The organism is Endozoicomonas sp. NE40, from assembly GCF_040549045.1.
GTDB lineage: Bacteria > Pseudomonadota > Gammaproteobacteria > Pseudomonadales > Endozoicomonadaceae > Endozoicomonas_A > Endozoicomonas_A lisbonensis.
Window position 1 is genome coordinate 1659890 of the sequence record NZ_JBEWTB010000002.1, and the last position, 14964, is coordinate 1674853.

Consider the following 14964-nt stretch of genomic DNA (forward strand, 5'->3'; position numbering starts at 1 on the left):
TGGCTGTATTGCAATCCGGCCATTGTATTGTTCAGCCTCAGGATTGTGCAATCATGAGTCTATCCACTGATAGAAAAAAACATTTCCGTTCCCTGGGCCACAAGCTCAAGCCTGTTGTAATGGTCGCCGGCAAAGGTATGACCGATGGCGTTGTAGAAGAGACACTGCGAGCCCTGAACGATCACGAGCTGATCAAGGTAAAGTTCGCAGTGGGTGACCGCGACGTTAAAAAAGCAATGATTAACGCACTGGTCGAACAAACTCAGTGTGAGCTGGTGCAAACTATTGGCAACATCGCCCTGATCTACAAGGAAAACAAGGACGCCAAGCCAAACCTTTCCAATGTGAAAAGTTTTTAAACTCTTTGTGCCGAACTGAATCACCCGGGTGATCAACGATATGCCGGTTTGCTATTGACCGTTTCTTAATACGCTTACGCTCAATAGCAATGCCGGCCCGATCTATTGTGCAGTCAGAGGAATGACTATCGTATTTTCGGGATCCCCTTTGGGAATAACCCGAAGCTGACGAATAAGAGAGTCAGCTGGCAACACACCTTCAATAACAATATGATCCCGACTCAGTTGTCCCTTAACTCGCTCCGCCACCGTAACATTTAACGACTGCGAGCCAATAAACAGATTTTTAATGCCATGCTCATCGGTACGATGCAAGTGCCACACAAGCTCACTTTTGCGCACATCCAGCCCTACAGCCACTTCCTGCATAACGCCAACAGGCCCAAGACCTCCCCAACCAACAAAATTATCTCTGGCCTCTGCATCTTTACCGCTGGTATCCCTTCTTAATCCGGGACCACCGGTTGTCGGACTGTTGTACTCATAAATCCTTTTTTCTACTCCGGGTACAGCACAGGCATCAAGGGTGCCATCAGGTTTTTTATTACACACTTGCAACTCTCCATCTTCTGAGGGCTGAAACATGGTTTCAGCAAGAAGTGTCAGGTATTTTTCACTGGCACTGACCGCTACAGACCAGGCTTCAGGAACAGTTTTCGCATACCTCATAAGCCCCTTCAGCGTCATATAAACAAGTGGTGGCCAGACCCCTCCCCGCCAGTAATCACCCTGCTCAAAAAATTTCGGGTCTGACTTCGCCAGTGCCGGGAAAGGCATGGGGGTATCAAAATAGTTTTTATCTTTCAGGTATTTCAGCATTCTTCCGGCCTGCTCAGGACTGGCAATTTCTGCATACAGTCCCCAGTAAGCAGACAGAGCATATTCCCTGGATTTGCCCTGACAGCTTCCAAAGGCGTTAAAATAGAAGCCGGCTCTTTTATCCCACAGACACTCATTGATTCTGGCTTTTAACGTGTCAGCTTTTTCCCGGTAAGACTCCTGCTCTTCTTTTTTATCCAGCATTTCAGATATATCGGCCATCGCATCGTAATGCAGCTTCATCTGGGCTGAAATATCAAATAAAGCGAGACTTTGCTTCCGAGTTTCCGCTGTTGCGTGAGTATCAAACAGCCACTTAGGGAACACGTCCCAGATATTCATCTGGACAACCCCCGCCCCATTCCGCCGCGTGAATGTAGATGGCAAGTTATCCATACCTGACCCCATCGCCCCCTGCCTGAACAACCCGGCAAGCTTGCCAGTTTTAATTTTTCGATTATTTTCCAGCCACGTGGTATGCGCTGCCAGCACATCATACACTGCGCTCAGCCTGCTCTGGTTTTGGCTTACAAGAAAATGTCGCCATTCTGCATGAGCCGCCAGCGGGGGGTTGCTATTGTTCTCCCTGCCGTAAGCCTCTATGATTTTTGACTGCGCTTCAAGCAACGAGTCCCTGTATCTTTTATAAGTATCCCACTGCGATGGATCCTGAATAAAAACTTTATGCTTCTCATCCAGGTCCAGACCAGTAATTGATTGACCGTTTTTATATAACGCATAAGGTTGATCAACCTTAAAACGAATCGATACTCCCGGAAAAAAACGTACTTCACTGCCATTGGGCGCAATTTCCCTGGGAATAAAGCCGTCAGTGCGCTGCTGTTTGTAGAAACAGTTTAAACCGCCAAGCGTATTGAATGCCCTGTGACCATAAAGGCCAAAACCAAGACTGATAAAAGCCTGATCCCAGAAAAATTCGTTTTTTGAAAACTGGGCACTGACCCTTGGAGAAACAAAAGCGATGCTTTCCGACTTATCTGACTTTGGCTGTATGTTATTAACAAAGGCCTTCCAGGCATATTGATTTAAGAGTTGCCACTGCTTTTCTGCTGGCAGGTGTATTTTTGGCAGCAGCTTAAGCCTGTCCGTAGTGGAGTCTGCTGGCAAGAACGTTGTAATGTCAAACCTGGTCCCACACTCCGGAGACGGGGCAATAAATGTTTCGTTGTTGCCTACCCAATACGCCCTGAAATCTGCATAAGCCCGTGATGACAGAAGAAGCAGTATTATCGATACGCACCACAGTCGTTGCGACGAACGTTCCGAAAGCCGTTGCAAAAAAAAAAGCTGCGATCGTACTTTTTCGATTAAAGGAGGCATAAACAAAAATCCGCTGGTTGCTTACTGCCGGATTCAGAATAGGTTTAAAACTCAAAAACGCCAAAAGAATCACTAAAAGAACAGCCGCGATGATCACATTGCCTGTAAAAACAAAGCAATATACTGCCAAGTCTGTAAGCATTTAGTCAGCAACAATAGCGTCCTCAATATAAATCTGCTGACTCAACACTTTTTCAAACAAAACTAAAACCAGTCATGCTAGCGCCAGAGCGCCTGAAAAATAATGCCTTCCGTCAACTCCCCCGGATAAAAAAATAACATCAAAACTATTAAGTATGAGCCTCATCAGGGTTTTCCCTGCAATGTAAAGATTTCTTCAGCAAAATTGCTTTCGATCAACTTTTTACTCTCCAGAGCTGTTTATGATTCGCGCAACTACCCACTTTTTTACGCTTCAGGGGCAGGCAGGCTTTTTCTGCCTTCACCAGAAAAGCAACACTAAAAAAACGACATCGGAGGATGTCTCATGACAAGCTTTTTGATATCGCTCGCCGTACTGATTGGAGGTTACTTCATCTACGGCAAACTTGTTGAGCGCTGGTTTGGTATCGAGCCTGATCGCAAGACTCCTGCCGTTGAACTGGAAGACGGCGTCGACTTCGTCCCCCTCCCCTGGTACAAAATTTTTCTTATCCAATTCCTGAACATTGCAGGCCTGGGACCGATCTTTGGTGCCATCATGGGCGCCCTGTATGGCCCAGCCGCTTTCCTGTGGATTGTATTTGGCTGCATCTTTGCCGGTGCCGTTCACGATTACTTCTCCGGCATGCTGTCCATCCGCCACCAGGGCAAATCAGTTCCTGAAGTGGTCGGTCATTACCTTGGCGAGCCTGCCCGCAAGTTTATGCGCGGCTTTTCTGTCATTCTGCTAATACTGGTCGGCGTCGTCTTTATGATGGGGCCAGCAGGACTGCTGGCAAACCTCGGCGGTGAAGGCATTCTCGCCAACACCAGCTTCTGGCTGGGCATCATTCTCTGCTATTACTTTGTCGCCACTGTTCTGCCTGTCGACAAAATCATCGCCAAAATCTACCCATTGTTTGGCGCAGCCCTGCTAATCATGGCATTCGGCGTGGGCGGCATGACCATTATCAGCGGACTGCCGGTTCCCGAAATCGGTGCTGACCTGAACCACCCCGGCGGCCTGCCGATTTTCCCAATGCTGTTCACGACCATTGCCTGTGGCGCTATCAGTGGCTTCCATGCAACACAATCCCCCTTGATGGCTCGCTGCACCCAGAATGAAACCCAGGGTCGTCCAATTTTCTTTGGCGCGATGATTGCCGAAGGTGTGGTTGCCCTGATCTGGGCCGCTGCTGCCATGTCCTTCTTCCCGAACGGCCTGGAAGGCTTGAACGCAGTACTGTCTCAGGGCGGTGCGGGTCTGGTTGTGAAGGAAGTATCCGTTGGCCTGATGGGTACCGTTGGTGGCCTGCTCGCAGTGCTGGGGGTTATTGCCTGTCCGGTAACTTCCGGTGACACCGCATTCCGCAGTGTACGCCTGATCATTGCTGATGCCATTGGCATTGAACAGTCCAGCAAGGCAAATCGTCTGAAGCTGGCTATTCCGGTATTTGCTGTTGGCTTCGCCCTGACCTTTGTAGATTTCAACATTATCTGGCGTTACTTCGCGTTCTCCAACCAAACACTGGCGACCATCGTACTGTGGGCATCTGCCGCCTATATGGTGAGCCGCGACAAAGGCCACTGGTTTGTATCCCTGCCAGCCATGTTTATGACCGCAGTCTGCACCACCTACATCCTGATGGCTCCTGAAGGGCTGTCACTGTCTGCGGCCATTTCCTACCCGATCGGAATTACCGCAGCCATTGCTGCCATGATCGCCTTCCTGGTGAAAAACAAGAGCAATGCTGTCGCAGGCTCTGCAGCCTGATACTGAGTTCGTGCGAAGCAGGCGCTTCGCACGAACTTTTATTGATGAGACACCAGAACCATACCGGTTGGCTGGTTAAAGAGTTTAAGCTGTCCAAGCTGAAGTGTATTGGCTCGAATATGCTGCAACACTCTCTTCTGAACAGAATCAGACAGCCCTCTAAGCTCGCCCCCAAAAATAAAACACCCCATATCAAGCAACGCCTGATCTTCTCCCCAAAGCTCTGAGAAATCCAGATAGCCCGGCAACAGCTCTTCAACCGCATTAATATTCAGCTCACGCAAATCAGACATCAACTCCAGAGTACTGACATGCGTATTTAAACCGTTCTCCCGGGGCGCCATCAGTTCTATAAAGTCATTCTGAAGCAGATAAAAACCCGCTGGCGGCTGAAGAAAAATTACCAGCACCCCACCGGGCTTGAGGCCAGCCAATGCAGCCTTGACATGCTCACCCAAAGGCTGCATCCAATAGAGCGAATGCGACATGAGAATTATATTCCACTCGGGCTTCAGCTCTGTCTTCAAAGTGAAAGGCTCAAGCCGTAAAAGCTGCCGACCTGACAAGCCTTCTACTTTTGTCTGAAGCGCCTGAAAATGCTCAGCATTAGGCTCATAAGCACCATACCGGTCTGGTCGCAAACCAGTTTCAGACAAAACATCGCTGATAAAAATCCCGCGACCAGCCCCTATATCAAGAAGGGAGAACGATTCAGGGCAGCGCTCATTAATGACACGAACCAAAGCCCTTTTCATTGGCTCATATTCACGAGACACCCTGACAAGAAGATTGAAGGTTTCAGCGTAACGCGCTTCAGAGAAAGGCGCTGGCTGAATGACTGACTGCCCGAATTCTGGGTTCACAGTGTTTGCCTTGTTTTTGCGGATACTGGTCAGGACAGGTTAGTCGGCTTATCAGAAATAGTCCGGCGTGATTGATTTAGCCAGGCGCAGGTAAAAAAACAGGCACAAAAAAGCCGCGCTTCTTTTCAGAGCGCGGCTTTCTTCAAGATCAACCGATCAATACATCATCAGATGTACTTCACCTCATCAATCTCATACTCGATAGAACCTGACGGCGTACTCACCACCACAACATCCCCCTCTTCCTTACCCACCAGGGCGCGGGCGATGGGCGAGTTGATGGAGATTCGGCTGGCTTTGATATCCGCTTCATCATCACCAACAATTTTGTATTCCACTTCACTGTCATCATCCAGATTCACCAGAGCGACTGTGACACCAAATACAACCTTGCCATTCTGCGTCAGCGTGCTGACATCAATGATCACCGCATTCGAGAGCTTCGCTTCAATATCATTGATGCGGGCTTCCATCAGACCCTGCTGCTCACGGGCAGCGTGGTATTCAGCGTTCTCTTTCAGGTCACCCAGCTCTCTTGCTTCCGCAATTGCCTGAGAAACACGAGGCCGCTCAACACCTTTCAGTTGTGCCAGTTCTTCGCGGAGGGCTTTTTCACCCTCTACCGTCATTGGGTATCGATTCATCCAGTCTTACCTTCGTGCAGATCCTGAAGTCGTCTGACTGTCTTTTCCGAACCAAAAGCGATGGCCCGGGCAATAGCTTCTGCGCCTGCCATAGTGGTGGTGTACAGAACCTTGTTGGTCAGAGAAGAGCGACGGATTTTATACGAATCCGCTATCGCCTGACGACCCTCTGTAGTATTTACCACAAAGGCTATATCACCATTAACGATGCTGTCCACCAGGTTAGGACGACCTTCCATCACCTTGCGGGTGTAAGTCACCGGCAAACCGGCTTCCTCAATCACACGGGCAGTACCGCTGGTAGCGACCAACTCAAAGCCAGTATCCATCAACAGGCGCGCCAGTGCCGGAACCGCTGGTTTATCCAGGTCACGGACACTGATGATCACCTTGCCACCTTTTGGCAGAGACATATTCTCAGCCAGCTGCGCCTTATAATAGGCTTCCGGGAAGGACTGACCAACACCCATCACTTCACCGGTAGACTTCATCTCAGGGCCGAGAATCGGGTCAACACCAGGGAACTTGTTGAATGGGAAAATCGCCTCTTTCACACAGAAGTACGGAGGAATAATCTCCCTGGTGAAGTTCAGCTCTTCCAGAGTCTTACCCATCATAACGCGTGCTGCAACTTTCGCCAGTGAGTGACCAATACACTTGGACACAAACGGCACTGTACGGGACGCACGAGGGTTAACTTCAATCACATAAATCAGGTCGTCCTGAATCGCCAGCTGTACGTTCATCAGACCGATAACGCCCAGCTCGATCGCCATATCACGAACCTGTTCACGGATCGCATTCTGCACACGCGGGCTCAGGGAGTACGGAGGCAGGGAACAGCCGGAGTCACCGGAGTGAATACCCGCCTGCTCGATGTGCTGCATGATCGCGCCGATCACTACGTGCTTACCATCGCACACAGCGTCCACGTCCACTTCTACCGCACGGTTCAGGAAGAAGTCCAGCAGTACCGGGCTGTCGTTGGAGACTTTCACCGCAGAAGACATATAACGACGCAGCTCGTCTTCACCGGCAACAATTTCCATGGCCCGACCACCCAGAACGTAGGATGGACGCACAACCAGCGGATAGCCGATTTCTTCTGCTTTCGTTACCGCTTCTTCAACACTGCGAACGGTAGCGTTCTGAGGCTGAACCAGCTTCAGCTTCTGGATCATTTCCTGAAAACGCTCACGGTCTTCCGCACGGTCAATGGCTTCAGGGCTGGTGCCGATGATTGGCACACCTTCACGCTCCAGCGCGCGCGCCAGCTTCAGAGGTGTCTGACCACCGTACTGAACGATAACGCCTTTTGGCTTTTCAACATCGATAATCGCCAGCACGTCTTCCAGAGTGATTGGCTCAAAGTACAGACGGTCGGATGTATCGTAGTCGGTAGAAACGGTTTCCGGGTTACAGTTGACCATAATGGTCTCGTAACCATCTTCGCGAGCCGCCATCGCTGCGTGTACACAGCAGTAGTCAAACTCGATACCCTGACCGATACGGTTAGGGCCACCACCGATCACCATGATCTTCTCACGGGAAGACGGTTCGGCTTCACACTCTTCTTCGTACGTGGAGTACATGTACGCTGTCGTGGAAGCAAACTCTGCCGCACAGGTGTCAACACGCTTGTAGACAGGCTTTATATCCAGCACACGACGATGACTGCGTACTTCACCTTCAGCAACGTTCAGCAGTTCTGCCAGGCGGGCATCGCTGAAACCCTTGCGCTTCAGGCGGAACATCTGGTCTGCTGAGATATCCTTCAGGGAAGTACCCTGCAGCTTATCTTCTTCACGCACCAGATCTTCGATCTGAACCAGGAACCACGGGTCGATCATGCACTGTTCGAACACGGACTCAACGCTCATACCTGCACGGAAAGCGTCAGCCACGTAGTAAGGACGATCAGCTTTCGGAGTCACCAGTTCTGACTTGATGCGATCCAGCGCACCTTCAGCGGTCACATCAATGATCGGATCAAAACCGTTAGCGCCGGTTTCCAGGCCACGCAGGGCTTTCTGCATGGATTCCTGGAATGTACGACCTATGGCCATTACCTCACCCACCGACTTCATCTGAGTGGTCAGACGGTCGTCAGCCTGTGGGAATTTCTCGAAAGCAAAACGAGGAATCTTGGTCACGACATAGTCGATGGCTGGCTCGAAGGAAGCCGGAACCACACCGCCGGTGATTTCGTTCTGCAGTTCGTCCAGGGTGTAACCCACCGCCAGCTTGGCCGCTACTTTCGCAATCGGGAAACCGGTCGCCTTGGAAGCCAGAGCGGAAGATCGGGATACACGCGGGTTCATTTCGATCACGACCATACGGCCAGTATCTGGACAGATACCAAACTGTACGTTAGAACCACCTGTCTCAACACCGATCTCACGCAGTACCGCAATGGAAGCGTTACGCATGATCTGATATTCCTTATCAGTCAGCGTCTGCGCTGGCGCAACCGTAATGGAGTCACCCGTGTGAACACCCATTGGGTCGAAGTTTTCAATGGAGCAGACGATGATGCAGTTATCGTTGCGATCACGCACCACTTCCATTTCGTATTCTTTCCAGCCGATCAGGGATTCGTCGATCAGCAGCTCGTTGGTCGGAGACAGGTCCAGACCACGCTTACAGATTTCTTCAAACTCATCACGGTTGTAGGCGATACCACCACCGCTGCCACCCATGGTGAAGGACGGACGGATGATACACGGGAAGCCCACTTCTTCCTGTACGCCCCAGGCTTCATCCATAGTGTGAGCAATACCGGCACGAGGTGTCTCCAGGCCGATGCTCTTCATCGCCTTGTCGAACATCTCACGGTCTTCAGCCTTGTCGATGGCATCACGGCTGGCACCGATCATCTGAACGTCATACTTGTCCAGAATGCCCTTGTGGAACAGGTCCAGCGCACAGTTCAGAGCAGTCTGACCACCCATGGTCGGCAGAATGGCATCCGGACGCTCCTTGGCAATAATTTTCTCAACCGTTTCCCAGCGAATTGGCTCGATGTAGGTCGCATCAGCCATCACCGGGTCGGTCATAATGGTCGCCGGGTTGGAGTTCACCAGAATGACACGGTAGCCTTCTTCTTTCAGCGCTTTACAGGCCTGGGCACCGGAATAGTCAAATTCGCAAGCCTGACCAATGATGATGGGGCCGGCTCCCAGAATAAGGATGCTTTCAATATCAGTACGTTTCGGCATCGTCGCTCTCGTAACTTGTGGTCAAGTTCCGGCGCTGGTCATTCAGCACCGGAACTGGCTAGGAATACTTTGTCAGTCGCTACTTGTTCAGTCGCGATCAGGCTGTATGTCTGGACAGCTCATCAATAAAGCGGTCAAACAGACAGGCTACATCGTGCGGTCCCGGGCTGGCTTCAGGGTGACCCTGGAAGCTGAACGCCGGACGGTCTGTCAGCTCAATGCCCTGCAGACTGCCATCAAACAGAGACTTATGCGTCGCACGAACATTTTCCGGCATGCCTTCTTCAGACACTGCGAAACCGTGGTTCTGACTGGTGATCATGACCGTGCCTTTGTCCAGATCCTGAACCGGGTGGTTAGCACCGTGGTGACCAAATTTCATTTTTTCAGTCTGTGCGCCACTGGCCAGAGCCAGCAACTGGTGACCCAGACAGATACCAAATACCGGAATACGGGTTTCCAGAATCTCTGTGATCGCCTCAATCGCATAAGTACACGGCTCGGGATCGCCAGGACCATTAGACAGGAAGACTCCGTCCGGGTTCATCGCCAGTACTTCGCTGGCGGGTGTTTTAGCCGGAACCACCGTCAGGCGGCAACCGCGCTGCGCCAGCATACGCAGAATGTTCTGCTTCACACCGAAATCATAAGCCACTACGTGGAATGGCTGTCTGGCAACAGTCTGATGACTGTCAGTTTCCAGCTCCCAGACACCTTCAGTCCATTCATAAGGCTGCTCGGTCGTGACTTCCTTCGCCAGATCCATCCCCTTCAGGCCCGGGAAAGCACGGGCTTTCGCCAGAGCCGCTTCAACATCAATACTGTCACGGCTTTCGCCGGTCATGATGCAGCCATTCTGAGCGCCTTTCTCACGCAGAATCCGGGTCAGGCGACGGGTGTCGATTTCCGCGATAGCGACAACATTTTCACGACGGAGGTAGTCATCAAGGGAAATCTGATTACGCCAGTTGCTGGCAATAAGAGGGAGATCACGAATTACAAGTCCGGCAGCATGAACACTGGAAGATTCATTATCAAGAGGGGTGATGCCGGTATTACCAATATGGGGATAAGTCAGGGTGACGATTTGACGGGAATAGGAAGGATCAGTGAGAATTTCCTGATAGCCTGTCATGGCTGTATTGAAAACAACCTCACCACTGGTTTCGCCATCAGCTCCGATGGCAATGCCCCAGAAAAGACTTCCGTCTTCGAGGGCCAGAACGGCAGACTTAGTCAATGGGTCCTCCCAAACTTCGACCTGTTATATCCTACTGCAGCAACAGCAATCAGCGCTGTTACAACTCAGGTGGATAACAAATGGGATTGCGCGGTAATCGTGTGACACCTTCTAGGTATTCACAACAAGCTAAGCACTAAAAACAGGCAGCATAAGAACAACCACCTACTCAAATCACAACCAGCGAACTTATGAACACGCCCAAAAAAAGCGAGAGGTTAAAATACCGTCTCGCTTTCTTATCAGCTTATGTCCGTACTATTCAAAACCAGCCGGAAAGCTAATGCCAAACTGTCGCCACACACGCAACAAATCAAATGCAAATTTTTCGCATTTAAACACAAAAAAATTGAACTGTCCACTTACTTTTATCGAGCTTTTATCGAGCTTTTATCGAACCATTTTCGTTCAGCAGACGTTATTTTAGCCCTAAAACGTCCTGCATGCTGTAAAGGCCCGCCGGTCTATCAGCCAGCCAGCGCACCGCTCTTAATGCACCGCGGGCATAGATCACACGGTTACTGGCTTTGTGGGTAATTTCAACCCGCTCGCCCTCTGAGGCAAACAGCACCGTATGGTCACCAATCACATCTCCTGCACGAATGGTGGAGAAACCAATGGTTTCATGCTCGCGCACACCGGTAACACCTTGACGACCATAGATGGCACACTGCTTAAGATCGCGGCCCACGGCATCCGCCACAATTTCACCCATTGTCAGGGCTGTCCCGGAAGGTGCATCCACCTTATTGCGGTGATGAGCTTCAATAATTTCAATATCTGCATCTTCATCCATGATGCGCGCGGCGGTTTCCAGCAGTTTGAACACCAGGTTCACACCAACACTCATATTAGAAGCAAAGACGATGGAAATATCTCTGCCGACCTCCTGCAACCGGGCTTTCTGTTCATCATTCAAGCCCGTTGTGCCAATTACAATGCTTTTTCCATGCTCACGGCACAGCTCAACATTGTTCAGGGTAAAAGCGGGCGTGGTAAAATCAATCACGGTATCAAACTGATCGACAACATCCGACAGCTGTGGCGACAACTTTACGCCCAGGGAGCCCACACCAACCAGCTCACCCGCATCAACACCAAGCAGACTGCTACCGGGTCTTTCTATAGCTGCCCCCAGCTCTACCCGCTCATCAGAGGCAATCGCCTCGACAAACATTCGACCCATTCGACCCGCTGCACCAACGACGGCAATTCTTGTTTTTGACATGAGCTTCTCCATGACTCCAGACTTTGGTCATTTAAGCGGACAGTCTAACGCCAGATGACCAAACGGCAACATTATTCCTGAACAACGTTCCTGTCTGCCTCCCTGAATGGAACCCAAAGCACTGCTTACTGTCCAATCGCTGTGTTGGAGTCAAAAACAAGCAGATGGAAATGATTACAAGCAGTACAGAGCAGGGAGAAGCAGCAAATGTGGGGCGCAGCAATGAAATTGAGCCTGTCTCCGGCTTTGTGGCTCGTTGCTTCGAGCGAGTTGTCGCTGCGCTATACGGCAGTTTCTATGGGGAGACCACCAGCACTGACAACACCTTGCTGACAGTCGAGCCAACGCTGCCATACATCGCCACCCCACTGACACTGCGTGAGGTGCTTCACGTCGGCACTCAATCCCCGGTGATGACGAGTCAGAGCAACTCTACCAGAACTCATACAAACAGCCCTCCCCTGTTCACTGCCGACACCCTTTTTCGTGACCCTCTTGAGCCTGACGGTGAGTTAGAGTCCAGTGACGTTTTCGATGACCCCTTCCCGGCTGAGAAAATCGCTGACACCCTGCTCTCCACCTACCTTAGAGCCTCGCCCGGGATTATTGACAGCCACTACGACTATAAAGGCAATTTCTATTATTTGATGCCCTCTAAGGCTGGCCTGCACTTTACTCACCTATGCTCCACTGCCCTGAGCCAAAGCTTTACTGAAGCGGACGAGAAAACCCGACAGGAAGCCATTCAGCATTTTCTTCAATACCGCCAAAGTGCCTGCAACTCTTCTAATAAATTTGCCCAGCGTGCCTTTACCGACTTTGTGAAAGGGGTACACCGGAGTGTCAGCCTTGAGCAGACATTTAAACAGTGGGAGCGCAGGCAGCTTACCTGCGCCGGATTATCAAAAAGCGACACCTCACTCCACAAGCTAATGATTGAGGGACGATTATGCGAGAGCCCCAATCAGCGATTCTTGCTGAACAATGAGGAGGGCTTTTTGGAGAGAAGCTACCGCGCGTTTATGTTTCTACTCAACCGCCTGGTCAGCTCGCCAGATAAAAGACTGTCAATGATTGATATCAATCATGCAGCTGCCATTGTCGGTAGCTCTTTGTGCAGCAAGAACGCCCAGTACGGACTGGTGGTTAAAAAGGCTGAAGACCACCCCGTTTTTATTGAAATGATGCGAGAGTGCATGATCTTTAACAAATCCGGTCTGCCAGAAGACCAGTTTCATGACCGGATGCGAATCTTGCTGAAAGAAAACTTTATCACAAGGGGCCAAATTATATACACCGGGCAGGCAAGGCAAAAAAGACAGCGATCAACCTCTTATTTTGAACTTAATATGGTAAAGGCTGATGACCACGCCACGACTTTCAAGATCGTCTACTGTAGCAAAAGCAAACAGAAGGATGGTCAGGAGGTACTCGACCGCTATTACAAGACAATCGCTACAAAAACAGATGCTCTTGATATTGTTGAAGCCGCCACAGAGGCTTGCTGCGAACTACAAAGACAACACCAGTATGGCGACGGCAATGGACGCATTCAGTTTTTTATGGTTTTGCCCATTTTACTCTACCAGCAGAAACTCTGGCTTAAGGAAACCCTCGATGATCCATGGGATTTAGTGGATTCGGTTTCTCCCAGAGCAATTGCCGAACAACTGTTATCCAGATGCGAACCGAGACAGGTATTCTCTCCCCCCCTTGACTGGCAAGCCGGCATGCCGGAGGCTGAGCGAGTGCGCCTGCTTTGCGCGATGGGTGAGACGGAGGCTCTGACCGAGGCCATCAGCCAGCGACCAGAGCTACTGACCCACACTTTCCGCCCCGCTAATCAGACCTTGCTAACCATCGCCGCCCGCCACAACCAAGGCGATATTGTTGAGCATATTTTAAGTCGCTACCCGGAAAGCGTTGATCAGACGGACATCGCCGGACTGCTTAATTACCTTGAGCAGAGCTCTTTTGACAGTAGAATTATCGGCTTGATCCGAAAGTTCAGGGATCGAGACGCTAACAACTAAGCGCACCTCGCCCCCCGGGGAAACTCGCTCAGGACGCCATATCGTCAAAGAACTTCTTCACACCTTCAAAGAAAGAGGTTTTCTTCGGAGACTGACGCGCCTCCCCTTCCGCTGCAAAGGTGTCTTTCAACTCCTGCATCAACTCTTTCTGGCGTTCAGTCAGCTTCACAGGCGTCTCAACAACTACACGACACATCAGGTCGCCACGACTGCCACCACGAACCGGCGTAACACCTTTGTCACGCAGACGGAACAGCTTACCGGTCTGAGTTTCCTTTGGAATCTTCAGCTTAACGCGGCCGTCAAGGGTCGGCACTTCCAGTTCGCCACCCAGCGCAGCATCAACAAAGGTAATCGGCACTTCACAGTACAGGTTCTTACCATCACGTTGAAAAATCGGGTGGTCGGCAACGCTTACCTGTACATACAGGTCACCGGAAGGGCCACCGTTAACACCGGCTTCACCCTCACCGGACAGACGAATACGATCGCCCGTATCAACACCGGCAGGTACTTTAACGGACAGCGTCTTGTATTCCTGCACACGACCTTCACCGTGACATTCACGACAAGGGTCTTTAATCATCTTGCCGGAACCACGACAGTCCGGACAGGTTTGTTGAACAGCAAAGAAGCCCTGCTGCATACGAACCTGCCCCACACCGCCACAAGTGGTACAGGAGGTTGCCGATGTGCCTTTTTTGGCACCCGTACCATGACAACTGCCACACTCGTTCAGGGTTGGGATACGAATCTTCTTGGTCGTACCTTTAACCGCTTCTTCAAGGCTCAGATCCAGCTGATAACGCAGGTCTGCACCACGCTGAACACTGCTGCGGGAATGGCCACCGCCACCCGCACCGAAGATGTCACCAAACACATCGCCAAAGATATCACCAAAGCCACCGGCACCGCCGCCAAAGCCGCCGTGTCCACCACCCATATTGGGGTCAACACCAGCGTGACCATACTGATCATAAGCAGCCCGCTTCTGATCGTCAGACAGAATTTCAAACGCTTCGTTGACTTCCTTGAAGTGCTCTTCAGCATCTTTGTCATCAGGATTACGGTCAGGGTGATACTTCATGGCCATCCGGCGGTAGGCCTTCTTGATTTCCTTGTCCGAAGCACCCTTTGCTACGCCGAGAACTTCGTAATAATCACGTTTTGCCATCAGTAAAACCCTGAGAGCTGCGGCACTTGTACCCGCAGGCTCTTAAATATTCTTAACCGTTTTCACACCGGGAGCACTCCCGATCATTTAATCTTTTTGTTAAATGCAACAACGCGGGAATAATCCCGCG

Annotated in this window: 10 protein-coding genes; 3 read left to right on the plus strand and 7 right to left on the minus strand. The window is 50.9% G+C overall.

Annotated elements, in window-relative coordinates; translation table 11 throughout:
- The first annotated feature begins 53 nt into the window (after positions 1–53).
- Positions 54–359, plus strand: coding sequence for a ribosome assembly RNA-binding protein YhbY (yhbY, locus tag V5J35_RS08420; RefSeq protein ID WP_354010822.1), 306 nt, complete (start codon positions 54–56; stop codon positions 357–359).
- A gap of 102 nt (positions 360–461) precedes the next feature.
- On the opposite strand, the gene V5J35_RS08425 is transcribed toward yhbY, so the two are convergent.
- Positions 462–2519, minus strand: a complete 2058-nt coding sequence (locus V5J35_RS08425; RefSeq protein ID WP_354016315.1) for an MGH1-like glycoside hydrolase domain-containing protein — start codon at positions 2517–2519, stop codon at positions 462–464.
- Between the two features lie 487 nt (positions 2520–3006).
- On the opposite strand from V5J35_RS08425, the gene V5J35_RS08430 reads away from it, so the two are divergent.
- Entirely contained in the window at positions 3007–4434 is a 1428-nt protein-coding gene (locus V5J35_RS08430) for a carbon starvation CstA family protein (RefSeq protein WP_354010824.1), read from the plus strand.
- Between the two features lie 38 nt (positions 4435–4472).
- Here the strand turns inward: V5J35_RS08430 and V5J35_RS08435 are convergent, their stop codons facing one another.
- From V5J35_RS08435 to dapB, 5 genes are all read right to left on the minus strand, one after another.
- The gene (locus V5J35_RS08435; RefSeq protein ID WP_354010825.1) at positions 4473–5297 is read right to left on the minus strand and encodes a class I SAM-dependent methyltransferase; all 825 of its coding nucleotides are present in this window, start codon (positions 5295–5297) and stop codon (positions 4473–4475) included.
- Positions 5298–5464: 167 nt separating this feature from the next.
- The gene (greA, locus tag V5J35_RS08440) at positions 5465–5941 is read right to left on the minus strand and encodes a transcription elongation factor GreA (RefSeq protein WP_034878353.1); all 477 of its coding nucleotides are present in this window, start codon (positions 5939–5941) and stop codon (positions 5465–5467) included.
- Entirely contained in the window at positions 5938–9159 is a 3222-nt protein-coding gene (carB, locus tag V5J35_RS08445) for a carbamoyl-phosphate synthase large subunit (protein ID WP_354010826.1), read from the minus strand. Before carB ends, greA begins: the two co-directional genes overlap by 4 nt.
- Positions 9160–9256: 97 nt before the next feature.
- The gene (gene carA / locus V5J35_RS08450) at positions 9257–10399 is read right to left on the minus strand and encodes a glutamine-hydrolyzing carbamoyl-phosphate synthase small subunit (RefSeq protein ID WP_354010827.1); all 1143 of its coding nucleotides are present in this window, start codon (positions 10397–10399) and stop codon (positions 9257–9259) included.
- Between the two features lie 418 nt (positions 10400–10817).
- Positions 10818–11627 (minus strand): 4-hydroxy-tetrahydrodipicolinate reductase, encoded by an 810-nt coding sequence (gene dapB / locus V5J35_RS08455; RefSeq protein WP_354010828.1) that lies wholly within the window; start codon positions 11625–11627, stop codon positions 10818–10820.
- 170 nt (positions 11628–11797) lie between these two features.
- On the opposite strand from dapB, the gene V5J35_RS08460 reads away from it, so the two are divergent.
- On the plus strand, positions 11798–13660 hold the full coding sequence (locus tag V5J35_RS08460) for a hypothetical protein (protein WP_354010829.1): 1863 nt from the start codon (positions 11798–11800) through the stop codon (positions 13658–13660).
- Between the two features lie 28 nt (positions 13661–13688).
- Here the strand turns inward: V5J35_RS08460 and dnaJ are convergent, their stop codons facing one another.
- Positions 13689–14834 (minus strand): molecular chaperone DnaJ, encoded by a 1146-nt coding sequence (dnaJ, locus tag V5J35_RS08465; RefSeq protein ID WP_354010830.1) that lies wholly within the window; start codon positions 14832–14834, stop codon positions 13689–13691.
- Positions 14835–14964 lie beyond the last annotated feature (130 nt).

Coding starts and splice junctions, on each gene's coding strand:
- yhbY (WP_354010822.1), top strand. CDS start 54: ATGAGTCTATCCACTGATAGAAAAAAACATTTCCGTTCCCTGGGCCAC.
- V5J35_RS08425 (WP_354016315.1), bottom strand. CDS start 2,519: ATGCCTCCTTTAATCGAAAAAGTACGATCGCAGCTTTTTTTTTTGCAA.
- V5J35_RS08430 (WP_354010824.1), top strand. CDS start 3,007: ATGACAAGCTTTTTGATATCGCTCGCCGTACTGATTGGAGGTTACTTC.
- greA (WP_034878353.1), bottom strand. CDS start 5,941: ATGAATCGATACCCAATGACGGTAGAGGGTGAAAAAGCCCTCCGCGAA.
- carB (WP_354010826.1), bottom strand. CDS start 9,159: ATGCCGAAACGTACTGATATTGAAAGCATCCTTATTCTGGGAGCCGGC.
- dapB (WP_354010828.1), bottom strand. CDS start 11,627: ATGTCAAAAACAAGAATTGCCGTCGTTGGTGCAGCGGGTCGAATGGGT.
- V5J35_RS08460 (WP_354010829.1), top strand. CDS start 11,798: ATGATTACAAGCAGTACAGAGCAGGGAGAAGCAGCAAATGTGGGGCGC.
- dnaJ (WP_354010830.1), bottom strand. CDS start 14,834: ATGGCAAAACGTGATTATTACGAAGTTCTCGGCGTAGCAAAGGGTGCT.